Genomic DNA, 25,968 nt, shown 5'->3' with positions numbered 1-25,968 from the left:
TTATTATCTATTGGATAACTCTAGCTGTGTTATTGGTAGCCGTGTGTTAGAAACCGAGCGCTATACGAGTCGCGCCATGTGATAAGCCGCCACATATTCGCCATTTCGGAAAGCGAATCCTGCGGACTCCCCTTCAATCACAAAGCCAAACTTCTTATACAGACTGATCGCTCTCTCATTATCGGTATACACCGTTAGCTCCAGTCGTTTGATGTTAATCCAGTTATCACACAAGTCGATCGCGGTTGCGAGTAGTTTGCTACCGACACCTTTGCCTAATACATCGTCCCTAACACCCATTCCGAATGAAGCCACATGACGCCTTCTCGGGTTTACACACACTTCCATTCCTAAATTACCAACAATCTCATCGTCGATCATCGCGACATACGAGTACACGTTGTCGGGCATGTTAGAGATTCGTTTCTGCCAGCTTTCCAGAGATGGATTTGGGAGTTGCAGCGTACCGGTATAAGCATTAGTGCATTCGTAGATTTCTTTTATTCCCTTCGCATCTGACGGTTCAGACCGTCTCACTATAATACTCATCGCAACTCCTACTATTTTCATCGCTAAATATGAAACACATCCTTAATGTGCACCTAGACACACTATCAAATAGTAAATATTTAACAATAGGTTAGATGAAATTGTTTTATTGAGGCTAATGTGAGGAACGTATGTGGATGTTCTGAAGAAGTAAATTTGAAGAATCAAGGTCAGTTAAACTAGAGGCAATTCGATATGGGCACCTCGGGTGTGCCCATACCATGAAACCTATGGCGTTATTTAGCTGGACGCCACACGCCCCATTTGTCATTTTCGTAGGTTGCTTGAGGGTTTGTACCACCCTGAACCCACCATTGTGCTTTCCATGACTGATTCGAGTAAGTCACGACTTCACCACCAAGGTAAACCTTAGACGAGTCCCACGTGCCTAGGTCTGGGTCTGGTGTCGGATCAGGCGTTGGATCTGGGTCTGGTGTAACGCTACCGTCATCAGCAATTACTTCGAACGTAAAGGTTTCTGCACTCTCGCTTTCAATAGAGCTAGCAATGAATGACAAAGTTTCGTTCGCTGTAATCGCAGTCGTATCGACAACAATTGAAGCCGTTCCGTTGTTCTGAATGCTAACGGCAGAACCTTGAGTCTGTGTTAGGTTTGCTGCTTCGCTCGTCGCAATTACAACTTTGTCGCCGGCATTCACTACGTTGTCACTCTTCACTAGCTCGTAGATGTCGCCTTTCAACGGCTCAACACCACCGTCGCCACCTTCAATCAACGTTAACTGACCTGAAGCACGGCTATCTTTTGAGTTAAAGAAGTTACGTGAAGGATCGTTTTGGAAATACATGTAGTGCTGCATTTCAGCGTGCCAGTCACCGATGAAGATCGCACCATCTTTGAACTCTTCATGCCAGCCGTTAATTTCTGAAGCCAACAAACGAGCCCAATCATTCACGTTGCTTGCATCAATCACGATGTCGAAGCTACGCGCTACTTCACCGTACTTGTTGATGATGTCGTATTTAACCGTATCACCAATTTCTGGCGTACCAAACTGGTCAGAAACAAACAGGTCGCCACGAACTAGATCAGGTTGAGGTGTAGGATCTGGTGGAGGAGTTGTTCCCCCTGTGATAGTGATGTCTGAACAGTTGTAGAAACCTTCACCCGCTGCATCGTCACGTTGCCAACGTACATATAGGATCGCGTCGCCAGAACGGTTCGATGGAATCGTCACGTTAATACGGTATTTGCCACCGCTTACAGGAACATTGCCTACTTCTTGGATAAGATCTAAGTCACCCCACGCTAAGCCTTTGCTCAAGTCTGCATTAGGTTTCGTTAGGTAGAACTCCCAGAATGACGGGTTGTGTGGTGCAGTCGCGTTGAATACATATTCAAATGTACCAGTGCTTAACTCGGTGCGAGTCCAACCTGTATGAGGCGCCCCCATACCACGCTTTTGCGAATCATTGGCATAACACAATGTGCCATCAGGAATCGCCGCTTTCACAGCATTGATGTTGTTGAAATCTTGGATATTTTTCGCGTACTCGTTACGTTGAACGAACGGGTATGACCCAGAAATCTCTTTTGCTTGAGCACACGCCGCATTTGGTGGCGTACCCGACCAAACCCCGCCTTGTTCATAACAAGTATTCTGACGTGCACTTGGAAATTCAGACCAGCCATGAGCGTTTGCCACCGACGGCACACTCGATAGCATAGCCACACCTACTGCTACTTTTAGACTATTATTTTTAATTTTCACTTTCCCACTCTCTATTATTTTACCCTGTACGCGATTTCAATCGATCATGTGCCAATCAAAATTGCAGTTCGGGAGTTTATAGTTTCTGACTTAAAGAACACAGAAAATATATACGTGATAACTATCAATAAAAGTGGGATTTATTTTGAAAGGAATCAGAGTCACACAACTCAAAGAAATGTGTTAAAGATAGATGATATTGCTTCGAATTATCGATTCTCACCTACAAAAATAACTCATTCTCCAAAGAGATAGCTCAATGTGAAGGTATTTTTTTATTAAATAAATTCAAGTTAAGCGCTCGCATAAATAATGGTATTAAGTGCCTTTTTACCATCATTATTACGTTGTCGAGAGAGTTGCAAAGTCGCTAAGCTATTAAGGCACTTAGCTTATACGTTTATAAATCGACAAATCATTAAACGTTAATTTGAACGAGCTAAACTAATAGCGGCTATGCATACCAAATCGATTCGACATATCATCGTCCATACGACCGCCCTTCCAACCACCACCGCCCAGCAGATTAAGAACATCGCGCGCGTTATATTCTTCACCACCGAAGAAATCATTAGATACATCATTACGTATCAATTGAATGGCAGGAGCCAGTTCAACAGCAAGGTCTTGGGGATCAGCAAACAAAGCTAAGGCAACCAGTTGTTGACGCTTACTCAACTCACGAGAACTCGTTTCTACCTGGCCAATAGAGAAAAAATCACGGCTTCCGTACGCTTTCACCAGCTTTGCTGAAAGTGACTTAATTACTTTCTTGATTCGTCGTCGTTGAATATATCTAAACATATAGGTTGCCTTGTATTGATGGGCCTAAATTACCCAAACAAAAGATAAGTTTGATTGTCGACCGAGATGCTTTTCACTTGTGTGTTAAACACAGACTCAAGTTGATCTGGAGTCAACACTTGTGCCGCAGCACCAGAAGCTTGTAAAACCCCCTTGTCGAGCAGCAGCACTTGGTCAGCATGTCTTAGGGTGCGGTTAAGATCATGATTCGCCATAATAACCGCAATGCCCTTCCCTGCCACTCGTTCAATGAGCTTGTAGAGTAACGCTTCTTGAGCAATATCCAACGGAGCGGCAGGTTCATCTAGGATCAGCAGTTTTGCGTAAGGGTTAAGCGTCGGCCAAATTTGCAGGCACATTCCCGCCAAACGAACGCGTTGCCATTCACCACCGGATAATTCTTGAATAGAGCGGTGAAGTTTGTCTGCAATGTCAAGCATCTGGCTTATTTCTTCCAAAGCCGAGTTGATTTCGGTAGCAAAGCCATGCGATGAACTTGGCAGTGATAACGCAAGGTATTGGAACACTTCTAAGTTGAAAGCCGGTCTTGCACTCTGACACAGGTACGCACGATGCAGTGACAAGTCTTGTAACGACAACTCTGATAAGTCTTGCTCATCAAGCTTTATATCACCTTTGTAGCCATCACTTACACCAGATATCGCTTCTAATAAGGTACTTTTGCCACTACCATTGGGGCCGATAACGTGAGTCACCTGCCCTTGCTTGAGCTCAAATGATAGTGGTAACAAACGAGCGCCGACGCTCAGGCTCTTAATTTGAATCATGATTTTTAATTAACATCCAAATGAAGATTGGTGCACCGATACTGGTGGTCATCACACCCAAGGGTAATTCTGCAGAATCGAGTAATGTACGTGCGCAAATATCAGCAAACACCAGTAACGCGGCACCTGCAACGGCAGACAAAGGAAGAAGGTATCGGTTGTCAGTACCAATCGCTAAACGGAGTAAGTGTGGCACAACCAAGCCAACAAAGCTGATCACGCCACCTAAGGCAACCGCGCAGCCGACTAAAATTGAGACAGCAAAGATTAAACGCCAACGTAATCTCGGAACATTCACGCCTAACTGTGCTGCATGCGTTTCGCCTATCATCAGTTTGTCTAGTTTGCTGCCTTGCAAACACAACCAGATAATAACGGGGATCATCACTAACGTGAGCGAGTGTTGGTACCAAGTTACACCACCCAAGCTACCCATCAGCCAATACATCAATAAGCGTAGGCTGAGGTCATCACTAAAATAGAACGCCCATGTCACCATCGCACCAGAAAGAATACCTAACGCCACACCCACTAGCAATAACTTGGCCGTAGTCAGTCGCATCGTTTTTACCATACTAACCAGAATCACGGTAAAACAGAGTGAGCCTAAAACGGCGGCAATCATAAATAATTCAGGCGTAGGAGCAAACGGCAAGAAGAACAGCACGATCACCATCGCCAAGCTTGCGCCGCCAGAAATACCGAGCACACCAGGCTCTGCCAATACGTTTCCTAATAAGACTTGTAAGCTTGCGCCAGATACCGCTAACCCAGCCCCGATCGCAATAGCTGCCAATAGTCGAGGTAAGCGTAAATCAATCAGTAGTTTTTGTTCTAACGTGGACAAGGTGTCCAGAGGGGAAATGAAGAGATCGCCAACCATTAGGTAAATCGCACTCAGCGTGACAAGCAGTGCAGCCATCAGATAAATGGCTCGGGTCCATTTTCGCTGTTTTTGGTGAAGAAGTTGTTGGAAATCCATATCAAGCTACTTTGAAATTGTTCGCGTAACCTTACCTGTATCCCCAAATAAACTCAAGGCTCACACCGTAATGTGAACCTTGATATTTCAACCAGTTGGACGGTTTTTTGGATCGATTAAACCCGACTGGATATTAATCGTACACAAGCTGACCATGGTCGAATCGCGTTTCAACTTCGCACACCATTAAGGCCGCTCGTTGACCGATAGCAACGTTACGATTTGGAAATACCACCGCTTCGTTTTCATTCTTCGCCATCAATGGCTTATCACCATCATGACCAAACACTTCACCGTGCTTGAACGCCGTAAAGTTTTCAACGGCGTCAGAGAACATGAAGTCAAAGTCATCATGCAAACGAACAATGGTTCGGCTTACGCGATAAGTAATGGTTTTCTTTGGTAAATGCTCTGGTTCTATTTCAGCAATCAAATTGCGCATTGCCAAATCGAAAGCAGTTAACTTATCAAGCTGGTTCTCACCAATTCTTGCTACCTGCCCAAGCTCCATTGTCAGTGCTTGGGCTTCAAAGTTTTCAGCGCTGTACCAACTGAAAGTACTCGTTGGCGCATTGGATAACAACACCGCTTCAACGTGAGCACTGTTAATGAAATCGAACAAGGCTTTACTGCGAACTTCGTGGCGAACCTTAGGGCTTACGGCGAAAGAGTAATGCTTAGACAAACGGATCGCACAGTGCAGATCTAAGTGCCAACGAGTGGCAGGCACCGTTTCCTTGTAAAACTCAGTAACCAGGTACTTAAGGTTCTTCGCGATGTCCACTTCTCGATTACTCTCGTACTGTTTTTCATCAAACAGACGGTTCATATTCACATCAAGAAAACGCGTATGCGCATTGGTCGCTTCTGGGTGAGCGATGATAAACAAGCATCTCGCGTTTACTACTTGGAAACCTGTTTCAATATCCTCAATAAGCTTATCGATAAGCTCCATTGGTGAAGTTTCGTCGCCATGAACACCGGTTGAAAAAATGATGTTCTTGGTTTCAGAATTAAAATCCGCGGGAATCACTTCCAAGACACCGCGTTGATGAAGCTTAATTTGAACACCGTTACTCAGTACGGTCTGTCCTACAAACACTTCTTGCTCAAGATCTAGGCTGTCAAAAAGAAATGATTGGCGAAAGAGGGTCTTCGTCATGCGCTACTCCTTAATTGCACGGCCGTATGTTAATAAATTGTACATAGAAATTGTGTTGCTAGGATCGCACTTATCAACAGAAACTCCGTTATCACTCACAAATACTACCCATATATTTTTGTATTACCTGCTGACTTTACTAACCGACATCTGTTCCAAGTAATTTCACCTATTTAGAACAATTTTGGTTATCTCTGTTTATATCAGCAAGATAAGAGCCACGTAAGCTAACACAGCTCTTACCTACCATGAACAGATTGAGATCAATTAATCTTCCTGATCGAGCAATCTTTCAAATTCATCGATTTGAACTTTGACCATGTCGATGCTTTGTTGCCAAAAATCAGCTTGAGTCAGGTCCATTCCTAAGTGTTTTTGAACGACTTCTTCCGCCATCATGCTGCCCGTATCACGAAGCAATGAGACATAATCACCGTAGAATTGTTCACCCTTAGCGTCACGTTGTGCGTAAACACCTTTACTGAACAGGTACCCGAACAGGTATGGGTAGTTGTAGAAGCTCACTTGAGAGATGCTGAAGTGCAGTTTGCTTGCCCAGAAGTAAGGGTCAGCTTCTGTCATTGCATCGCCATACCACTCCTTCCAAGTGGTTTCCATCAAGTCACACAGCTGCTGAGCCGTTAGCTCACCTTTTTCACGCTGCTCGTAGAAGGCTTTCTCAAACTCGAAACGTACTGGAATGTTTACCATCAAAGCGAGTGAAGAAGAAAGCTCTTCCCACAGCATTTCAAGTTTCTCATTGCGTGTTTGTGCTTGTTTTAACAAGTGGTCACGAACGATGTTTTCAGCAAAGATTGAAGCGGTTTCTGCTAGCGTCATTGGGTAGCGTGTCTGACACAAAGGCATGTCCTTCATCACCCAGTTATGGAACGCATGGCCTAGCTCGTGCGCCAATGTCATTAAGCCTGAGCGGCTACCATTCCACGTCATGAATACAAGCGGGGTGCGTGTCGCAGCAAACTTGGTGCAGTACGCACCTAGACGTTTGTTGGCTGCTGGAGCGGCATCAACCCAACCGTTCTCAACCATTAATGCGACAAAATCAGCCATCTCTGGATTGACTTCGGCGAACGCAGTTTTGATCACTTCGATCGCTTCATCGAATGGGTAAACCTTAGATTCAGCGTCACCAAGTGGTGGCATTGCTGCTAAATGATTCCAAGGTTTCATTTCATCTAAGCCGTGAACTCTTGCCATCAACAGACCCGCTTTCTGGCCTACTTCGCGATTTGCCTTTGCTACCGACATCATGGTGTCTAGCGTTTCAGGTACGATGCGGCTGCCGTGTAGGCTTGGATCTAAGAAATGCACATCGCTAATCTTCGAGCGCTTTTTGTTTTCTGTTAATCTCCAACCCGCCAATGCATTTAGGATCGAAGCAAAAGACTCTTGATGCGTCTTCATTGCACCTTGAACCGCGCGCCATGCCGGTTCTTGTTTGTCGAATTCGCTGCCGTACAACAAGCTCGCCGCTTGAGAAAAACCAAGCGCTTCCTCTTCACCATCAAGTTTTAGCGACAGTTTCAAAGAGCCCGTTAGGTTATCGTATAAGCGACCCCATGCGTCGCGTCCATCCACTTTCATAGCAGCTAAAAGTTGTTCTTCAGCAACACTAAGTCGACTGCTTGATAACTTACGAGAGCTTTCAATCGCAAAGCGTTGTCCTGCTACATCTGCGCTGTCATGCTCTAATACAGCATCGATAAACTCTGGTTCAGCGTGGATTAGTGTGTCTTCATAAGGGCTGAACGCTTGAGACATTTCAGAGTTCAGTTTCGCAACTCGACCAAGCAGTGCTTTGGCTTCTGTGTGGGTCGCGTCTACCGAAACGTGACAGTTAGCAAAGGTGTTAATTGTGCTCAATAGCGTACCTGCCGCTTCTGAGGTCTGGATTGCGTTTTGCATTGCCAGAATGATGTGACGCTTTTCAACATGCAGGTACAAGAGTTCGATACACTGTTGAATCAGTTCAATGTCCTGTTCGATTTTTGCATCATCAAGATCGCGATAAGCAATGCTGAGATCCCAACTCGGTGTTGTCATGACTAAATTCCTTTCACGTAGGTAGTAATGCCAATCTGGCACAGCGGTTATCGACACCGCTTTATGCTTCTAATACTTTTTCTATTTACAGATCGAATTAGATGTTAATTCTTAAAACTGTGTATTTTGAACACTCAGAGAACAGCCAGCCCTATCGCTTTAACGCTGACAAAGCTCTGTGCAAACTGAGTGACTTGAATATGGGTTATTGATGCATTCTCTATCGATAACTTCGAGTACAAGCTCGGATTTTTCCAATCAATATCAAGGCAATGCGCTAGCAGTATGCGAATCACACCACCATGGGTAACCAACAATATATTGTCACTTGGATCATTCAAAAGTTGCGACCAAGCTTGCGTTACTCTGTCGTAGAAGCCCTGTAAACTTTCTGCACCAGTCAGTTGATGATTAACAGGATCTTGCCAAAAGGTTTCTAGCATTCCCCACTTGTCTTCAATCTCATCAAATGGGACACCATCAACGTCACCGAAGTTCATTTCCTGAAAGTCTGGTGTTACAGATAAAGGCACAGACATACGCTGTGCGTATCTGTTTGCGAGATCGCTGCATCGCCTTAATGGCGAGGTAACCACACCATCAAAAGCCACATTGTGCTGTACCAAGGCCTCACATATTTGCTTCTGAAGATCAGGATTAACCAACACATCGGATAAACCATTGAGTGCAGCTTTTCCTTCAACTTTGCCATGTCTTAGCAAGTAGATGTTCTTGGTTGTTCCATTTTCCATCAGCTTGCCTAACCTTTGATATCATTCGAATTATGAGTCGAGCTTTGAGCCGAATCGCTCGACGGTTTTAAGCTCAATGGTAATCCTGCAGCGACCAGCGTGACTCGCGCAACAACACGAGCTAGCGCTTGATTCATGCGACCCGCATTATCGACAAATAGGCGCGACACCTTACCTAGCGGCACCACACCTAAACCAACTTCATTAGACACCATGATAATTTGCGCCGGGCTTTGCTCTACGCTTTTCACTAAAACTTCAACCACGGCCTCAACTTGTTCATTGGTCGCATCATCACCCAACTCAAAAATAATGTTGTTCAACCACAAAGTTAGGCAGTCAATCAACACTACATCGTTTTGATCAAAAGACAGCAGTTTCTCGGCTAATTCAACAGGGGCTTCATGCTCAATCCACAGCTCACCACGACGTTGTTTATGGTGCACAATTCTCTCACGCATTTCATCGTCCAAATATGTGGCCGTCGCAATATAGTTGAGGCGTCCATTTGAACATGCAGCAAGCGCACATATTGCCTTTTGTTCTGCAAAGCCCGACTTACCAGAACGAGCCCCACCCAATACCAAATGGCTATTTCGCTCACTTGTTTGATTCAATTGATTCGTGTTTGTCATAGGAGTCCGCTATAGAAAATCATTGTAAAAAGCGGCAATGAACACGAGGTAAGTCAGTAACTCCATCAACTGCTGTGCCGCACCCAAACAGTCGCCAGTAAAACCACCAATTCGAGCCGTTAACCATTTTTTAAAACCAGACCGAAACAGATAGGCGACGACAGACAAAACCAAAGTGAACTCAAGACCAAACCATAAGCTAGGCAGCACGCCCACAAGTAATAGGAAAACGAGCTCGCCTTTAGTTTGCTTATTGGCCAATGGCTTACTTTTACTGGTATCCAAATCGCTGACATAAGGCATATTATAAATAAGTGACGCCGCAATCGCGCGGCTAAAGGTATAAGTGGTAACGATAACCATAAACAAGGCTGTCATGTTCACGAGTTCAGTTAATAGCACCCACTTGCCAAGCATAGCCATAACCAGTGCAGACGTGCCATAAGTCCCAATTCGACTGTCTTTCATGATGGTCAAACGGCGTTCTAAGGTCATGCCTCCACCAATACCATCAGCCATATCAGTTAAGCCGTCTTCATGAAAAGCACCAGTGAGCATCAAGCTAAAACTCATCAACAAAAAGATCGCCACCGCACTCGGTAATATGGCATCGAGTAGCAAGAACACACCGCCACACAGAACACCAAGTAATAGACCAACCGCAGAAAAGTAACGACCAGAACGGTTCATTCGCTCTTCTGAATAAGGCGTATTCTTCGGCATCGGCAAACGAGAAAAGAAACCCATCGCCAACGAAAAAAGTTCCCATTGGTATGTGATGCTATCTTTCAACGATCTTTTTGGTGCATCACTCATTAAACCGTGACTCCAGCACTCTCAAAACTCGCCATGTTGTTATAGAACTCTGCCGCCGCACGAATTATTGGCATAGCTAGCGCAGCACCTGTGCCCTCGCCTAATCTCAATCCAAGATCGAGCAGTGGCTCAGCGTCTAGCAGCTCTAATAGAATCTTGTGCCCTGACTCTTCAGAGCGATGAGCGAAGATCATGTAGTCACGGCAATTAGGTTCAATTAAGGTTGCGACATACGCCGCAACCGACACGATAAAGCCATCGACCAATACTGGTGTTCTGTTTTGATAAGCGCCAAGGAACCCACCAACCATTTGAACGATTTCATAACCACCGACTTGTGCTAGTACCTCTTTAATACCTTTATTATCTGTAAGCTCTAAACCTTTGCAACGAGCGACACCTTGCTCAACCACAGCCACTTTACGTGCTAACTGCTCGTTATTGATACCAGTGCCTAGGCCAACACACTCATCTGCAGTTCGGTTTGCTAGCGCACTTAAGATGGCAGACGCGCTGCTGGTATTGCCGATACCCATTTCACCAAACATGATGATATTCGTGCCATTTGAAATGGTTCTAGAAATTAGTTCTGTGCCCAGCTCAATCCCTCGCTCAACCGTTTCGAGGCTCATTGCCGCTTCATTAGCAAAGTTATTGGTTCGTGTACCTAAACGCTGAGAAATCAACATGTCACTGTCAGATTCAACAGGCAACAATATGCCCGTATCGACTACTGTAATATCAATATTATTCACCGCACAGAAGCAATTGATCGCTGCGCCACCGCTTAAGAAGTTCAACACCATCTGTTGCGTTACGGCACTCGGAGCAATACTCACACCTTCATCTGCTATGCCATGGTCGCCAGCAAAAATGATGATACGTGGCTTATTCAATTCGATGTGCTCAACCGCAGTTTCTTTGCCTTGGCTCTGAATCAATGCCAGTTGATGTGCGACTTTTTCTAGTAAGCCAAGCGCACCGAGTGGCTTGGTTTTTTGGTCAATTCGGTGTTGGATGTACTGCGAGTATTGGGTATCTAACATAAGTTTAGGAACACTTAAATTTAAGGTAATGGATTTCTAGGGCTGCGATTCTGTTTAAGCTAAATCGATAACACTATTTAGGGCGTGCAACAGAGAACACATTGGAAAGCGTCGCGTATTCACCGCCACCAAGTCGAGATAGAGGGTCCAATGCTAACGCATCAATCTTAAGACGTTCACTCTCTTTATCAATCACATTTTCGGAAATGTACACGGTTTCAACTTGAGCAAAGATAAGGCTTTGAGGCACCTCTCCCACTTCTTTTACTTCGTACAAGGTGCAGCCAAAAGCGACCGCACACTCTTTCACTCTCGGTAAAGAAAACCCTTCAAATTCAACTAGCTCAATATTATTCGCGGTAACTTCAGAGTCACCATGATCGAGAGTCGCTGCTGTTGCCGTCATTGTTTCTGCAGAACTTGAAGAAGCAATGTGAATCACTAGCTTACCCGTTTCAAGGGCATTACGGGTGGTATCTTTGATTTCGCCCGACGGCTTTTTCCCAACTGATAACATCAGTAGCGGCGGATTGCTGGAAACAGGCGTGAAATAAGAGAAAGGCGCTAGGTTGTACTCTTGATCAGAAGATTCCGTCAATGCCCACGCAATAGGGCGAGGAACAACGGTTTGTGTCATCAAGTGATAAATCTGAGTGGGAGCAAGAGTATCAAGCTTGAGGTTCATAGCACGTCCTTGGTCTATGTGAATTACGACTCAGTTTACGTGTTAAGCAATGCTGTATCTATGCCTAATCAACAGAAACGGTAGAGAGTGTTCTTAATTTGAACAGATCACACCGGTATTTTCTCAAATTGACAGTCAAATTGACGAACCCGAAACACCTACAATGCTGATAATAGATTTATCAATAACTTACATTTTGGCATCGTTTATGCTTTATCTAAAGTACTTGTTAATCTCTCCATTGATGAGTGCCCATACTGTGAATACCCACATCGCAGTTGCTTTAAAAGAAAACAATCGATTGAAAGACAAAACCAAACAATGATTTAGGAGGTGAAATGATTCCAAACACAAGTAAAAGAAAACCAAATAAATCGAGTAAGAAAACCAGCAAAAAGGTAAGGAAAATCCCACTCTCCTTCACCTAATAGTTGTCGAAGCAATAAGACAACAAAGTAGCAAAGTAAATAACAAGCCCGTCGCCCAGCGGGCTTTGTTATCTTTAACACCTTAATTGAGGTTTACCTAGCTAAGCACATACCTTCCGTATAAAAGCCCATCATCAAACCCCATCTTCCTAACGCTCATTCATGAAACTTTTGTTCGCTTAAAATTCAAACACTGTTTATATTAAACAAGCACTTGTAGAGCGAGTAAGGAATAGAATGAGTATTAATGGAGATAAAACATCGGTTGTTATAGCTGGTGCGACAGGGCTAATTGGTCATCATGCCCTGAGACTGCTCATTAACGAGCCCGCTGTAGAACACATCTATGCTTTGTCACGAAGAGCATTAGGTGAAGAATTTCACTCCAACAAACTCGATACACTCATCCACAACGATCTACAAGTAACGAGTTGGGACGACACCAAAGCGACGCCCAACTTAGGCATTATCTGCTTAGGCACAACCAAGAAAAAAGCAGGTTCAAAAGAAGCGCTGCGAAAGATCGATGTAGAACTGGTTAGCCAAGTGGCACAGTCGATGAAATTCCTTGGAGTTCAACGTGTCGCAGTCGTTTCTAGCTATGGCGCTTCGCCAGACTCCTATTCACACTATCTGCGCTGTAAGGGACAAATGGAGCAAAACCTAAAACGTATTGGCTTCAAGCAGCTCTTCATCGCTCGTCCAGGCCCGCTGGTGGGTGAACGTGCCGAACCCAGAACTGATGAAAAGCTCCTACAAAGAGTCTTCCCTTTAATATCTCCGTTAATGTTTGGAAAATTCAAAAACCTACGCCCTATCCAATCGGAAGATGTAGCGAAAGCAATATTATTCCGATTGTTCGAAAATAATTTCCAAAGTATCGAAATCTACACCTCGACTGACATGCTTAATTTATTAGCGAAATATCATTAAAACGTCTACCTATTCACCACAATGTTGAATATCCATCCAATCCATTGGGTGGATATTACTAATCGTTCTAATCAATTACTTTTCCTTATTTTACGTTTTGTTACAGGTCGCTATTTTAGCTAACAGTATTTGCGCCCATATATCTAAGCGCCCTATCGATTCAAGGTTATTCATAAGGAAAAACAATGTCATTTTCAGCTATCGCTGCTTTAGCGGTATTCACTGGTATCCTCTTTTTTCTCTACGGACAGCAGAAAAAAGAACACACACTTTCTCGCCTCGTTTTACTCGGTTTAGTTTTCGGTAGTGCTTTTGGCCTTGGTCTTCAACTGCTATTTGGTGAAGGCAATCCTATTATCAAAGAGACGCTCGACTGGGTAAACATTGTGGGTCGTGGTTACGTTGGCCTACTAAAAATGGTCATCATGCCATTAGTGTTAGTTTCAATGATTGCGGCAGTAGTGAAGCTTGAGAAAGGCGGCTCACTAGGTAAGATTTCCGGCATCACCATTTCTGTGTTGCTAGCAACAACGGCAATTTCTGCGATTGTTGGTATTGTTGTAACACAAGCATTCGGCTTGTCGGCTGAAGGTTTAACTGAAGGCGCTCGTGAAACAGCACGTATCGCAACACTAGAAAGCCGCATCGGTAGCGTTTCAGATCTAACGATTCCACAAATGCTGGTTAGCTTTATTCCGACTAACCCATTTGCAGACCTAACAGGGTCTCGCTCTACTTCTATCATCGCGGTAGTTATCTTTGGCGTGCTAACCGGTATTGCTGCTCGTAAGGTGATGGCAGAGAAAGAAGAATTAGAATCTCCAATCCGTACGTTCGTTGAAGCGGCTCAATCTATCGTTATGCGCTTAGTTAAGATGATCATGGCACTAACGCCATATGGCATCGCAGCATTAATGGCGAAGGTAGTCGCAACGTCAAGTGCTTCTGACATCCTAAGCCTATTGGGCTTCATCGTTGCTTCTTACGTCGCTATTATCCTGATGTTCGTCGTTCACGGTGTGTTGGTTTCTTTTGTTGGTGTCAACCCGAAAGAGTACTTCCAAAAGATCTGGCCAGTACTGACGTTCGCTTTCACGTCTCGTAGCTCTGCAGCAACTATTCCCCTGAACGTTGAAGCTCAAATCACTAAGTTAAACGTGCCACCAGCGATTGCTAACCTGTCTGCGTCTTTCGGTGCGACAATTGGTCAAAATGGTTGTGCGGGTATTTACCCTGCAATGCTTGCAGTTATGGTTGCGCCTACGGTTGGTATCGACCCAATGGACATTAACTTCATTCTGTCTCTCATTGCTATTATCACAGTGAGCTCATTTGGTATTGCCGGCGTTGGTGGCGGTGCAACTTTCGCGGCACTTATCGTACTACCCGCGATGGGTCTTCCTGTGACTATCGCAGCACTGCTTATCTCTATCGAGCCACTTATCGATATGGCACGTACTGCGCTTAACGTATCTGGTGCAATGACAGCTGGTACAATCACAAGCCGCCTATTGGCTAAAAAGGACAAGCAGCAAGATTTGGAACAAGCGAACGCTTAATTCTGAATCAAACATCTCGACAAACAAAAAACCGATGCCTGTGCATTAATGCCGTTCACTTAAGAGTGAACGGCATTAATGCACGTGCGAGGCCTTAGTTTTATCTACAGAGTAATTTATCCATAACTAATTAACCTATTAGCTAATTAACCACTCCCAACTCACTGAATCACTCTCAGTCCATTCGAGTAATGAAGGTTTGTTCGTCATCGACAAAAGCCACATAGTCACCGTGATAGATAAACACTCGACCTCGCCCTTCAACGATACACGCAAGCTGTGGATTCAAATCTTCTTCAAGATCTTTGCTTTGATACGTGCCGGTATCGGTGATCACACCACGGAGAGTCGGCAAAAAACCATAGCTGCGCTTGGCTTGGTCAATCAGGCTCAATTCACTGGCGGTCGAGAAGTAAGATGGGATTGGACCTGCATCTTCGATAAACATCGGTTTCAGTTCTTCAAAAGCTGTAATCACCAGCCAGTCGATGCCGTTAACGTGATGGATAAACATTGTTTATAAATACCTAGATTCTCGATAATTCTGATGCGGGAATTCTATCACTATCCGACGCGATTTGCGGCAGAACCACATTTTCTTTTATCTTCCTGTTTTTAAGAGGATGCACAACTGATCTTCATCGCGAGTTGGACGTATAGGTCCCTTAAAATGAAGGAAATACTATGGCCAACGTCTATGTCAGCATCGGAAGCAACATTAACCGCGAACACCACGTCACAAAGTCTCTCAAAGCACTGAATGAACGCTTTGCACCGCTGCACATTTCTAATTTCTACGATTGCGAACCTGTCGGTTTTGACGGAGACAACTTCCTAAACCTAGTCGTTGGGTTCGAATGTGACCTGACTGTCGCAGAGCTAATTAAGGTTCTGCATCAAATCGAATCAGAGAACGATCGCAGACGTCAGACCAAAGCCTACGCTTCACGCACGATGGATATCGACATCCTTCTTTATGGCAATCAAGTAGGCATTATCGATGGCGTAGAACTGCCGAGAGGCGAAATCACCGAGTACGCATTTGTGCTCAGGCCATTAGTTGATATTGCCGCACAAGAACGTCATCCCACCTTAAATATCTCGTTTCAGCAACTCTGGGAAAGCTTCGACCAGATGAGTCAGAAAACCGAGCCCATCTCTTTTGAGATCAGCTTCACTTAGCCCGTACATGACTGAAAAAGAACGACTAAAAAAGAACAACTGAAATCTTAATCGCGTGACTTTACTGATCTTTTCTTAAAACAAGCACGTAACTGACTTCACTTTCTAAGGATTGGACACTGTTATGAATCACAACGCTATTATCACCATCACAAACCTGAGACTAAGAACCTTCATCGGTTTCAACGAAGAAGAAAAGTCGAAACAGCAAGACATCGTTATCAATGCAGAAATTCACTACCCGGCTAACAACCTTTGTCTCTCTGATGATGTGGACAACGCGCTCAACTACAAAAACATCTGCAAGAAGATCATTCAACACGTCGAATCTGGACGGTTTCTGCTTTTGGAAAAACTAACCAGCGACGTACTTGGCATCTGTATCGACCATCCATGGGTGCGATACGCTCAAGTGAGAATTGATAAGCCTCATGCGCTACGTTTTGCCGACTCTGTCTCGCTCACCCTGATCTACGAAGCAGACAACGACAGTAATTCATAAGGAGAGCGTCATGCTGAATATAGAAGCCGAAAAAGTAAGAGAAGCTTTGCTCGCAAAAGGACTTGAAACCCCAATAACAGCGAGCGAAATGAACCCCGATCAAAAGTACAACCGCATCAAAGGGCTTTTGACCGAAGTGGTCAGTACCCTTGGACTGGATTTAACCGATGACAGCCTTGCTGAAACACCTCATCGCATCGCAAAGATGTATGTCCATGAGATATTTTCAGGGCTTGATTACGATAACTTCCCAAAAATCAGTGTTATAGAAAACAAAATGTCAGTTGATGAAATGGTTAAGGTATCAGGTATCGATTTAACATCTACATGCGAACACCACTTCATTACCATCGATGGTTTAGCGGAAGTGGCTTATATACCTGAAAACAAGATCCTTGGGCTGTCTAAAATTAACCGTATCGTTCGGTTCTTTGCTCAGCGTCCTCAAGTGCAAGAACGCCTTACTCAGCAAATCCTGGTCGCGATACAGACTCTAGTGGAAACAGAAAATGTGGCCGTGACAATTAAAGCCACTCACTACTGCGTTAAATCCAGAGGTGTCATGGATGCAAACTCTGAAACTTCAACGACCGCGCTCGGTGGTATTTTCAAAACTAACCCTCAAACCAGAGCTGAGTTTTTACGATGAGTGAAACGATACTAATAACCGGCGTGGGAAAGCGACTCGGCTTCGCACTGGCGCAGCAATTTTTAGCGGATGGATACAAAGTAGTTGGCACCTACCGCAGCGACTACCCGCAACTGCAACTGTTGCGCGATAGTGGAGCCGACTTGCAGCAGGTAGACTTTTATCAACAAAGCAGCCTAGAAGAATTTCTTCATTATGTGGGTCAAGAATATAAAACACTCAGAGCCATCATACATAACGCATCCGACTGGAAGCCTGAGAACAAAAGCAACCCCAGTGAGAATGCCTCACAAATCATGCACCAGATGATGACGATTCACGCAACAGTCCCTTATCTGTTCAATTTAACTCTCAAAGACCAGCTGATGTCTGGCGATCAAACTTCAGATATCATCCACATCAGTGATTACGTTGCGGAAAAAGGCAGTAAAAAACACATCGCTTACGCGGCCAGTAAAGCGGCGCTCAACAACCTGACGTTATCGTTCTCAGCAATGCTGGCTCCCAAGGTGAAGGTAAATACCCTCTCTCCAGCCATGATTAAGTTCAATGATCATGACGATGAGGCATACAAAACCAAAGCACTTAAGAAAGCTCTGATACCCGCAGAAGCGGGCTTTGAAGAAATAATAGATGGCATCAAGTTTGTGTTGGCCAGTCACTACATGACAGGAAGAACTTTGCACCTTGATGGCGGAAGGCATTTGAAGTGAAGTCCTTGCATTATCTGCTATCTAAAACAGCTGTAACCTGCCCATTAAAGACGGTTGCCCAGTTTAGCCTGTGCCAAATGGTAGCCTCTGTCTATCATCTCTTGCGAGCGATCAAACTCTAAGGTGCCACAAGCATTACGTGGGATCTCAAGCGTAATATCGGCGGGGTAAGCGGCCAATTTTTGGCGAGCAATCGTCGATTGCATCGCATCAAATGCTTGGTTGGCAATATCGTAAAAAGCAAAGTTGAAGGTCATTTTGCTTTTTACACTACTACCGAGATTATCGATAAAATGAACCACCTTCTCATGCAGGTTGCTCTCTTTTGTTGGCAGGGAAACCGGTATCACTTCCTGTTTAACCATTTCAGGTTCACCCCCTAAGTTCACAGCCAGTGTAAAGTCTGTATTATCACTAAAGGTAGGCGCAATCGGTACGGGATTGAGAACGCCGCCATCAATGAGCACTTCTCCATTGATAACGTGAGGGGTCAAGAACAGCGGCAAAGAGATAGAGGCACGAATAGCATCAAACAGAGAGCCTGATTGCAACCAAACCTCTTTTTCATCGGCGACGTTGGCAGCAACTGCGGTATAAGGGATAGGCAGATCTTCAATTGAAATCTCGCCGATCAGTCCACGCAGTGTGTCGATGATCTTGTCCCCTTTGAAGATACCACTCGATTGCCATGAAAAGTCCAACAACATTGCCATATCACCTTGGTCGATACTGGTGACCCACTCTTCAAATTCATCCAACTTACCCGCAGCGTAGACACCACCGATAAGTGCGCCAATTGAACAACCAGAGATGGATTTTATCTGATAGCCATGCTCAATGAGCCAGCGGATGATTCCAACGTGAACCAAGCCTCTTGCGCCACCACTGCCCAGTACCAATGAGACCGTTTTTTCCATCGTACTCATCCTTTAATTCATTAGTTCTTTAGTTCTTTAGTTCTTTCAGCAAAATCATATCACTTCGTGTAGCCATGAGTAGAGGTCACTGGTCTATAAATAAACTAAGTCACACTATTTATAGCTTCTCATATTAGCCCTCACACTCTACGACTAATGTCTAACTACCTGAGACTATTTGTTTTTTTTGGTTTGGTATAAGGTACTAACAACTAAATGTTAATGAGTTTTTAATTTTAAGTTGACGCATTGTTTGCGCTTCTGCGTGAGTCAATAACGTTTGTTGGAATAACACGCCTTAGAGTGTGAACGAAAGGAATCAAAATGAGCAGTACTTTAGAGTCCGTACATATACAAGCAGATAAGCCTCAAGCCAATGAGGATGAACTCACTTATGAACAACAACACAAACCAAGCTCGGAGTTTGATTCCCGCGAACAATATTTAGAACATGAATTACAAATCATGTCGCCTAAACGCTGGCGTCCTAACTTGCCGTTTAAAGATTATCGATTCGAGATAGAAGACACCATCCCAGCGATGGCGGCGACCATTGGTAAAGTGGTTATGGTGGGCGCGATTGCTGCTACCTTTGCGGGGGCTCTCGGATTAGATGAAGGCTTTATTTTAGAAAACGTTCGTTATGAACTGCTCATCGCCTCTGTTTTCATCATTATTTTCTCTGGCTTTTTATTGCCGACCGCGAACCTCGCAGGTACACACGGCCCACTTATCCCTTTGATTCCTATTGTGGTTGCAGCAGGCGGTCACCCTATGGCCTTTGGCTTGTTGATTGGCGCTTTTGGCCTCATCTTAGCCATCAGTAAAGGTGGCAGCATGTTGGCCAACCTCACCAGTAAAGGCGTATGTGGCGGCTTGTTACTCTACCTTGGCTTTGTTGGAACCGCTTCTCAAGTGAAAAAGCTGTTCGCTTGGGCCGAGGGAATCGGCATGAGCCATATCGCGTTTGTCGTGATCTTCTGCACAATCATTTTGTACGCGTTATTGGAACATTTCCGTAAGCGTTGGCTAGCTGTACCTCTTAGCTGCTTGCTGGGTGGTACGTTAGCATTTGCAATGGGCGCCCCGTTTTCTTTTCAAACCGAGCCGGGTTTACCCAACATGAACCCTATGTATTGGTGGGGAGAAGATACAGGTTGGATGCTAGGCCTACCGACGATTGAACATTTCATGGTGGTATTGCCATTTGCGATTCTAGCGGTAGCGATGTGGTCGCCAGATTTCTTAGGCCACCAAGTGTTTCAAAAGATCAGCTATCCAGAACGTACCGAAAAAGTGCACATGAACATTGACGACACCATGACCACGGCTTCAATTCGCCAAACGTTCGGTTCTCTGCTCGGTGGTACTAACTTTACGTCTTCATGGGGGACTTATATCGTACCGGCGGCGATTGCTAAACGCCCTATTCCTGCCGGCGCATTGCTCACAGCTCTGTTCTGTATCATCGCCGCAGTTTGGGGTTACCCGATGGATTTAGCTATCTGGCAACCTGTGCTTTGTGTAGCGCTGATTGTTGGTGTATTTGTGCCATTGCTAGAAGCTGGAATGGAAATGACGCGTGAAGGGAAAACCACACAATCAGCAGCGATTGTTGTATTTTCTTCAGCGCTCGTTAACCCTGCATTTGGTTGGGCTCTCACCATGCTATTGGATAACTTAGGCTTAGTCGGTTGTAAAGAACGTAGTAGTGAGCTTAGTAAAATGAGCCGTTGGGTGTTGCCTGGCATTATGTTTATTGTGCTAAGTGGTGTAATGGCGTTGGTTGGCCTTCTACCGGGGATTCCAGCGATTATCCCAAGCTTTCGCTAAGCTCTAAACAAGCGTTATCGAATGTTCGACCCTTTCTGTTATTAAGTTTTATTACGTTATGAGGAGCTTTTAAAAGGCGCATTTCCTCTCAAACTTTAATGTCTACCGACAAGAAGGTGTACCTCAAATTTGCACCACACCGAAGAAGCAGAACTTGAAATTTACATATGCATGGTGTTTTATAGTAGAGAGCGTAACCATCAAGGCCTCAATGACCTCATTCCTGATGAAGCTTATTTCAGCAGGGAAAAATACGCGGTATAAGCTGGATCAACCACTTAAGAGAATTAACTTATGTGTGCGACCGTTGGGGTCTACTTCTCTACTTATCAAGGACAGTCAATATGTGCACTAATTTTTCCATTACAGGGATGACATTGGACCCAAACAAAAACATCCCCGTAGTTGGTCGTTCAATGGAGTTAGGACCCAGCCTTAAATCAGAGTTATTTTTCCGCAGCGTAGGACATGAATACACTCAAGGTGCTGCGAAGGAGTTGACACCATACAGTTTTGCGAGTGATGAATTTGCTGTACGACCAGACATTACCCTAGTGAACGCCAAGTTATACACATGGAAAGGCAAGTACGACTTTGTTGCTTTAAATGGGTTTGCTACCTCAATCGAAGAGAGCATTGGTGTATCGCAGATGTTGGCCGATATCGCGAGCAATGGTATGAATAAAGAAGGATTGACGTCTGGAACTATGGTTTTGGTGCAATCTGAATATCAAGAACCACTGAAGCAAGATGGAGAATTAAAAAACAGCAAAGGGGTGGTTTATTATCCGAGTATTACTACGTGGATCCTGTCTAACTGCGCGACTTGCCAAGATGTGATTGATGGTCTCCAGTACGATAAATTGGCCGTCAATAAGCATGGCTCTGACTTAAAAGAAAGCGATATCCCAGATGACGATAAAATCCTAGTTGCCAATCCTTTTTCTAAAGTACCAAGTGCAATGCACTTTCATTTTCATGTACAAGACGCTTTGGGCAACGGCATCGTATTGGAGTATGTAGACGGAAAACTCACGATTACCGACCTTAACCCAATCGGTGTGTTAACTAACGACCCGTTGATTGCTTGGCAGCAAGAGAATGTCCTGCACAACTATGTTGATGTGGTGCCATTTAACTTCCAAGACAATGACGGTCACGCAGCAACCCCTAATGTTGAAACCTATGATAATGCAGCAAGTCGATTTAAGTGCAGCTCTCACGCTCAAGGTACAGGCTTTTCTAAAGTCCCTGGTAGTTCGACGCCTTTAGATCGTTTTGTAAGAGCGTCCATGATGGCCAACTTCTCTTTCCCTGTGTATCAGTTAACGGATGATGAGGATATTTTGGTTGCCAACTTGGATTCTATGCAACATAGAAAAGAAACGCTGAGCAGAGATATTAGAGTAGGTAAAGAAGACGCGACGACATTAGCCTTCCACATTTTAAATACCGTGGACATTCCGCAGGGAACGAGTAGAGACTCCACTGGTGAACTGGTTCATGACTATACACAGTGGGCAACCGTATCGGATTTGGTCAATAAAAAGTACTCAGTGAGAATGTACGAATCACCACAAATATTCAGCTTGGACCTAAATAAATTAGACTTTAAAAAGCTAGAAAAAGAAAAACCATACAAGTTAGATGTTGGCAATAAGTCTATTGATATTACAAATAAGGTAAACGAACGATAGTACTGCGCTTAAGTGAGATAGATTGTTTGCCCCTTTCTATTATCAAGCTTTGTTCGGAGCACAAAAAGGCCTCGCACACGCGAGGCCTTAGTTTTATCTATCGAACGGTTACAGCTAACCTTTATCAACGGCAACGCCCTACTGCACTGACTTCAACGCTTTCATCAACGTTGTGTGAGCGGCTGCCTAAGCGCCAACCGTGAGTTAAGATCAGCGCCGACTCCCCGCTCCCACTTTTGTCATACGCAATTTGCTCACCATCATGGGATATCGCATGCCGCACTTAATCGTTGAATCATGAGCTATGGCATTCATACTACCAAGCGCCATGAACTTCAAGAGTGTGATGTTGGAGACGGGAAATTATGTTCTAGATAGCTTTCATAAGCTAACAATTACACTACCACTACATTAGCAAACCCAAGAGCTAACAAGAAAAACAATATGAAGATCAATCACTGAAGTGAAACAAATAAAGGTGTTTGCACTTTGGCAACTATAGATAATAGATTCCACTGCCGTTGAAAATTTGCTGATACCTGCTTTTAGATATCCATTATATTCATAATGCCTATTAATAACCCCGATATGTAAGGTGCTCGACTTATCGCATTCTGCTAACATTACTGCACACTAAAAATCAGGAAAAATTCAATGTGTACAAAAGCTTACCTCTCTATCGAGAGTATTACTAGTGGCTGTCTATCAACAGGCTGTAATACTTTTTACTCAATGGGTAACAGCTACCAGTTAGGTCACGAAGATGAAATTACAGTCCTTTCTTTCTCTCATTCAATAGCTCACGATAGTCGATCTGTCCATGCTCCGATTCAAATTGTTAAAAAGATTGATAAGTCTTCGCCAGTTTTAGCCCAAGCATGTTCTGATGGCGAGGAGTTAAAATGTCGTTTGACCTTTTATCGACCAAATCACAAAGGTGGGGATGAACTTTTTTATGAAATAACACTAAGTGGTGCACTGATTCGGTCGGTTTCATCTCATATGCCTCATGTCGTCGACTTTAACGACAGTGAAATGACGGAAACAGTTGCAATCGCATACAGAGACATCAACTGGCGTCACGTTGGCGCAAACACTGCCGCGTTTGCCACTTGGCTGCAACCATTTTCAGAGTTACAGGAAAAGAACTAATCGATGAGTCATACTTCAGAACAAGTTGAAGAAGACGGAGTAAGAGTCGCTGTAAGAGGCTTACTTCGCCAAGCTAATATGTACAGTATGAGCCACTTGCAAGATCCAACCTCCCAGCATCAATTTAGAGAGGAGTACCGCTTTCTTGGTCAATGCTTATTGAACGATTACCAAAAAGGTATTCTTTTTGGGGACAAACTTGTTCGGTTGGTAAAGCAAGAGCGGCAAAGTTTGATTGATCAGGCGCTCGAACTGGGCAAGTATGGTATTGGGCTTGTTGCTGGAGTAGGACAGTTATCTGCTGGATATGGTCTCTGTGTGACTAGTTCTATTTTTTCGATTGCTGGCGCATCTTGGTGCAGTGGTGTTGGCGCTCCAATGATTACACATGGAGGAAACAACATTTACGAAAACTCATACAATATGACTGGTAACATCGTTCAGAATTGGAAAGGAGAGTACACTGGTGACTATGGAAACAGCAACAGCACCTTGAGAAAAGGCTATCAAAAAATTGCGGCTAGTGTGGGGCTAAGTGAAAGAGATGGTAATATGGCATATGCGACTGTAGATATTGCTACAAGTGTATATGGACTAAAAAGTACTTTAAAGACAGTCCCACATGCAAATGTACCTAATGCTCAACAATTTAAACTATTTTACTATTCATCTAGAGATTTTTCTAAAGGATGGAGAACAATGTCTAAGGGCGCATTACTTAACGAAACATTTGGTAATTACAACACATTGAGCGATGCAGCAAGCCCTTACTTTAACAAGGATCAATAATGTCAGTAGTACAATACGTATTGATTAGTTTAATAGGAATTGGAATAAACCATTTTCTTTCAGAGCATTACCGGAAAAACAATTCCAAAATGCAGTTTATTGCATATGTGATTATTGCATGTGCATTTGGGCACCAGCACTATAGCATTTTGTTTGAAAAGGTCGTCGTTGATAATTGGTTATTCTTTTTTACATCTAATGCAGCCACCGTATCAGACACGTTAAGGTTTTTAAGCTTTATTTTCTTAGTATTGACTACCGCTACATTGCCACCATCAAAACTAAGCGGGCTGTTTAAACGGTTAGCGATTCGTACTTAATTATGACTAATTGATATTCAAGGCTAGCGACACTCAACGCATGTCGTTATTGGGACTGAGTAAAACGCTGATGGAAGTGGCATTTCGCTGCGCTGCAATGAGCCGCTTCGAAGCTGAGCAAAACGTGCTAACGATTAGGGGAAAGGAAGGTATTAAAAGAAGCGTTAAAGCACTTATCGGGCAGTTGAGTAACAATGATGACTTGCTTGAACCTGACTTCTCAACATTGTACCTGCACGTCGCATTAGATTACGTCTTATTCAGGCATGCTAATTTGCTTTCAGCAGAAGAGCGCGACATCCTCACTACTGCCTTACATAATTCGCCTTTTAAAGACACATTGGCAAAACTTAGCCTAGAGTCGCTTTCAAAAAAGCTTAACTATTGCGAATACAAAAATTCTTAATCACTTTGATCAGTGTTGTGTTGAACGAGTCTAACAAGGCCTCACAATCGCGAGGCCTTGTTTTATCTAAGTTTCAACGAACAAGCAGCTAGCAATTTACGATAGTAAAACTAAATTAACTCGAGAGCCATTCATCCAGAACTTTAATGAATTTAGGGTTGATGAGATAACCGATGGAAGCATGCGGATTGCTTTTTCCGTTTCGAATATTGAGGTTGTAGGTTGGGTGGATATCTTTCATTCCGCCGGGTATCAAATCCAGTTTGAGCATATCCTTAAAGTCATTTCTAATTTTACTATCATGAGAGATAAAATCATCTTCTGCCGATATGTTTATCCATTGCTGAATGTTCAAAGGGTACTTCTTCTCATCTTTCAAGCGACTCCCTTTTAGCCTGTCTTTTACGTTTTCATCGCCTAACGGTGACCCGAGCGTAAGCAATAAGTTGACCTTTCTGTCTGCGCCATAGTCGTGTCTATACTCTCCGTAATGAGACAGCTTCCATAACACGTCATAACTGATCATCGATCCGAGACTGTGCGATACAATCATCACATCATCTTGATTATCAAGCGCTTCCTTTAGTTCAACCAATAGCCTATGCCTGACATCGCTACCAAAATAGGTATCTTCATTCCAATAATGCGCCATATCCGGCGCGACCTTAGTTATGAGTGTCTCAGCCACACCCAGCTTTCCAAATAGCGATGAAAAAGTATCTGCTAACGCCTCTTTCAGAAAACCAATTTTAGATACCTTGTTATACGTTGTTTTATTGAACTGGCTTGTCTTGTATTTTTTGAGTTCAGACAGCGCTTGTTGTCGACTTGCAGGGCACGGTGAGATCGTGAACGTTTATTAATCAAAATAACGA

25 protein-coding genes and 4 pseudogenes are annotated in these 25,968 nt (G+C 44.0%); 13 read left to right on the top strand and 16 right to left on the bottom strand.

Annotated features, from left to right (window positions below):
• Nucleotides 1-60: 60 nt before the first annotated feature.
• From AB4407_RS11970 to AB4407_RS11915, 12 genes are all read right to left on the bottom strand, one after another.
• Entirely contained in the window at nucleotides 61-549 is a 489-nt protein-coding gene (locus AB4407_RS11970) for a GNAT family N-acetyltransferase (RefSeq protein ID WP_372120702.1), read from the bottom strand.
• A gap of 236 nt (nucleotides 550-785) precedes the next feature.
• Nucleotides 786-2,234, bottom strand: a complete 1,449-nt coding sequence (locus tag AB4407_RS11965) for a lytic polysaccharide monooxygenase (RefSeq protein WP_372120717.1) — start codon at nucleotides 2,232-2,234, stop codon at nucleotides 786-788.
• 489 nt (nucleotides 2,235-2,723) lie between these two features.
• Nucleotides 2,724-3,083 (bottom strand): DUF6559 family protein, encoded by a 360-nt coding sequence (locus tag AB4407_RS11960; RefSeq protein WP_372120701.1) that lies wholly within the window; start codon nucleotides 3,081-3,083, stop codon nucleotides 2,724-2,726.
• Nucleotides 3,084-3,112: 29 nt separating this feature from the next.
• Entirely contained in the window at nucleotides 3,113-3,871 is a 759-nt protein-coding gene (btuD, locus tag AB4407_RS11955) for a vitamin B12 ABC transporter ATP-binding protein BtuD (RefSeq protein WP_372120700.1), read from the bottom strand.
• Nucleotides 3,858-4,853, bottom strand: coding sequence for a vitamin B12 ABC transporter permease BtuC (btuC, locus tag AB4407_RS11950; RefSeq protein ID WP_372120699.1), 996 nt, complete (start codon nucleotides 4,851-4,853; stop codon nucleotides 3,858-3,860). Before btuC ends, btuD begins: the two co-directional genes overlap by 14 nt.
• A 133-nt stretch (nucleotides 4,854-4,986) precedes the next feature.
• Nucleotides 4,987-6,015: a succinylglutamate desuccinylase gene (locus tag AB4407_RS11945; protein WP_372120698.1), complete on the bottom strand. Its 1,029-nt coding sequence runs from the start codon at nucleotides 6,013-6,015 to the stop codon at nucleotides 4,987-4,989.
• Nucleotides 6,016-6,282: 267 nt separating this feature from the next.
• Entirely contained in the window at nucleotides 6,283-8,079 is a 1,797-nt protein-coding gene (locus tag AB4407_RS11940) for a M3 family oligoendopeptidase (RefSeq protein ID WP_372120716.1), read from the bottom strand.
• Nucleotides 8,080-8,213: 134 nt separating this feature from the next.
• Nucleotides 8,214-8,831, bottom strand: coding sequence for an alpha-ribazole phosphatase family protein (gene cobC, locus AB4407_RS11935; protein WP_372120697.1), 618 nt, complete (start codon nucleotides 8,829-8,831; stop codon nucleotides 8,214-8,216).
• 8 nt (nucleotides 8,832-8,839) lie between these two features.
• On the bottom strand, nucleotides 8,840-9,466 hold the full coding sequence (gene cobU, locus AB4407_RS11930) for a bifunctional adenosylcobinamide kinase/adenosylcobinamide-phosphate guanylyltransferase (protein WP_372120696.1): 627 nt from the start codon (nucleotides 9,464-9,466) through the stop codon (nucleotides 8,840-8,842).
• A 9-nt stretch (nucleotides 9,467-9,475) separates the two neighbouring features.
• Complete coding sequence (locus AB4407_RS11925; protein ID WP_372120695.1) at nucleotides 9,476-10,282, bottom strand: adenosylcobinamide-GDP ribazoletransferase; 807 nt, start codon at nucleotides 10,280-10,282, stop codon at nucleotides 9,476-9,478.
• The gene (gene cobT / locus AB4407_RS11920) at nucleotides 10,282-11,328 is read right to left on the bottom strand and encodes a nicotinate-nucleotide--dimethylbenzimidazole phosphoribosyltransferase (RefSeq protein WP_372120694.1); all 1,047 of its coding nucleotides are present in this window, start codon (nucleotides 11,326-11,328) and stop codon (nucleotides 10,282-10,284) included. The genes AB4407_RS11925 and cobT overlap by 1 nt, the downstream gene beginning before the upstream one ends.
• Before the next feature lie 73 nt (nucleotides 11,329-11,401).
• Nucleotides 11,402-12,013, bottom strand: coding sequence for a flavin reductase family protein (locus AB4407_RS11915; protein ID WP_372120693.1), 612 nt, complete (start codon nucleotides 12,011-12,013; stop codon nucleotides 11,402-11,404).
• A 665-nt stretch (nucleotides 12,014-12,678) separates the two neighbouring features.
• On the opposite strand from AB4407_RS11915, the gene AB4407_RS11910 reads away from it, so the two are divergent.
• Both AB4407_RS11910 and AB4407_RS11905 read left to right on the top strand, forming a co-directional pair.
• On the top strand, nucleotides 12,679-13,374 hold the full coding sequence (locus tag AB4407_RS11910) for an NAD-dependent epimerase/dehydratase family protein (protein ID WP_372120692.1): 696 nt from the start codon (nucleotides 12,679-12,681) through the stop codon (nucleotides 13,372-13,374).
• A 185-nt stretch (nucleotides 13,375-13,559) separates the two neighbouring features.
• Nucleotides 13,560-14,933: an L-cystine transporter gene (locus AB4407_RS11905; protein WP_372120691.1), complete on the top strand. Its 1,374-nt coding sequence runs from the start codon at nucleotides 13,560-13,562 to the stop codon at nucleotides 14,931-14,933.
• Between the two features lie 175 nt (nucleotides 14,934-15,108).
• Here AB4407_RS11905 and AB4407_RS11900 read toward each other — a convergent pair whose 3' ends face one another.
• The gene (locus AB4407_RS11900) at nucleotides 15,109-15,447 is read right to left on the bottom strand and encodes a cytosolic protein (protein WP_372120690.1); all 339 of its coding nucleotides are present in this window, start codon (nucleotides 15,445-15,447) and stop codon (nucleotides 15,109-15,111) included.
• Nucleotides 15,448-15,617: 170 nt separating this feature from the next.
• Between AB4407_RS11900 and folK the strand changes: the two genes are divergently transcribed.
• From folK to folM, 4 genes are all read left to right on the top strand, one after another.
• Complete coding sequence (gene folK / locus AB4407_RS11895; RefSeq protein ID WP_372120689.1) at nucleotides 15,618-16,115, top strand: 2-amino-4-hydroxy-6-hydroxymethyldihydropteridine diphosphokinase; 498 nt, start codon at nucleotides 15,618-15,620, stop codon at nucleotides 16,113-16,115.
• Nucleotides 16,116-16,239: 124 nt separating this feature from the next.
• The gene (gene folX, locus AB4407_RS11890; protein WP_372120688.1) at nucleotides 16,240-16,617 is read left to right on the top strand and encodes a dihydroneopterin triphosphate 2'-epimerase; all 378 of its coding nucleotides are present in this window, start codon (nucleotides 16,240-16,242) and stop codon (nucleotides 16,615-16,617) included.
• 10 nt (nucleotides 16,618-16,627) lie between these two features.
• Entirely contained in the window at nucleotides 16,628-17,266 is a 639-nt protein-coding gene (folE, locus tag AB4407_RS11885) for a GTP cyclohydrolase I FolE (RefSeq protein ID WP_372120687.1), read from the top strand.
• Nucleotides 17,263-17,979, top strand: a complete 717-nt coding sequence (gene folM / locus AB4407_RS11880; RefSeq protein ID WP_372120686.1) for a dihydromonapterin reductase — start codon at nucleotides 17,263-17,265, stop codon at nucleotides 17,977-17,979. The genes folE and folM overlap by 4 nt, the downstream gene beginning before the upstream one ends.
• A 44-nt stretch (nucleotides 17,980-18,023) precedes the next feature.
• Here the strand turns inward: folM and AB4407_RS11875 are convergent, their stop codons facing one another.
• Nucleotides 18,024-18,896, bottom strand: a complete 873-nt coding sequence (locus AB4407_RS11875; protein ID WP_372120685.1) for a patatin-like phospholipase family protein — start codon at nucleotides 18,894-18,896, stop codon at nucleotides 18,024-18,026.
• A gap of 324 nt (nucleotides 18,897-19,220) precedes the next feature.
• Here AB4407_RS11875 and AB4407_RS11870 point away from each other — a divergent pair, with 324 nt between their 5' ends.
• The 3 genes and pseudogenes from AB4407_RS11870 (at nucleotide 19,221) to AB4407_RS11860 (ending at nucleotide 22,426) form a co-directional block, all read left to right on the top strand.
• On the top strand, nucleotides 19,221-20,729 hold the full coding sequence (locus AB4407_RS11870; protein ID WP_372120684.1) for a DUF3360 domain-containing protein: 1,509 nt from the start codon (nucleotides 19,221-19,223) through the stop codon (nucleotides 20,727-20,729).
• 144 nt (nucleotides 20,730-20,873) lie between these two features.
• Nucleotides 20,874-20,993: pseudogene (locus tag AB4407_RS11865) on the top strand (IS3 family transposase); the annotation flags it as partial.
• Nucleotides 20,994-21,073: 80 nt separating this feature from the next.
• Nucleotides 21,074-22,426 (top strand): linear amide C-N hydrolase, encoded by a 1,353-nt coding sequence (locus AB4407_RS11860; protein WP_372120683.1) that lies wholly within the window; start codon nucleotides 21,074-21,076, stop codon nucleotides 22,424-22,426.
• Between the two features lie 178 nt (nucleotides 22,427-22,604).
• Here AB4407_RS11860 and AB4407_RS11855 read toward each other — a convergent pair.
• Nucleotides 22,605-22,756 (bottom strand): annotated as a pseudogene (locus AB4407_RS11855) (alpha/beta hydrolase); the annotation flags it as partial.
• Between the two features lie 324 nt (nucleotides 22,757-23,080).
• On the opposite strand from AB4407_RS11855, the gene AB4407_RS11850 reads away from it, so the two are divergent.
• The 4 genes and pseudogenes from AB4407_RS11850 to AB4407_RS11835 all read left to right on the top strand — a co-directional run.
• On the top strand, nucleotides 23,081-23,578 hold the full coding sequence (locus AB4407_RS11850) for an Hcp family type VI secretion system effector (RefSeq protein ID WP_012604177.1): 498 nt from the start codon (nucleotides 23,081-23,083) through the stop codon (nucleotides 23,576-23,578).
• Between the two features lie 3 nt (nucleotides 23,579-23,581).
• The gene (locus tag AB4407_RS11845; protein ID WP_372120682.1) at nucleotides 23,582-24,367 is read left to right on the top strand and encodes a DUF4225 domain-containing protein; all 786 of its coding nucleotides are present in this window, start codon (nucleotides 23,582-23,584) and stop codon (nucleotides 24,365-24,367) included.
• Entirely contained in the window at nucleotides 24,367-24,687 is a 321-nt protein-coding gene (locus AB4407_RS11840) for a hypothetical protein (protein ID WP_372120681.1), read from the top strand. The genes AB4407_RS11845 and AB4407_RS11840 overlap by 1 nt, the downstream gene beginning before the upstream one ends.
• A gap of 13 nt (nucleotides 24,688-24,700) precedes the next feature.
• Nucleotides 24,701-25,093 (top strand): annotated as a pseudogene (locus AB4407_RS11835) (hypothetical protein); the annotation flags it as partial.
• A 115-nt stretch (nucleotides 25,094-25,208) separates the two neighbouring features.
• On the opposite strand, the pseudogene AB4407_RS11830 reads toward AB4407_RS11835, so the two are convergent.
• Nucleotides 25,209-25,928 (bottom strand): annotated as a pseudogene (locus AB4407_RS11830) (hypothetical protein); the annotation flags it as partial.
• Nucleotides 25,929-25,968: the final 40 nt, after the last annotated feature.

Origin of the sequence: Vibrio sp. 10N.261.46.E11, assembly GCF_041472735.1 — a bacterium.
In the GTDB taxonomy this organism is placed as follows: domain Bacteria; phylum Pseudomonadota; class Gammaproteobacteria; order Enterobacterales; family Vibrionaceae; genus Vibrio.
Note: the sequence above shows the minus strand (reverse complement) of the source record. Positions and strands in the feature narration are given on the sequence as shown.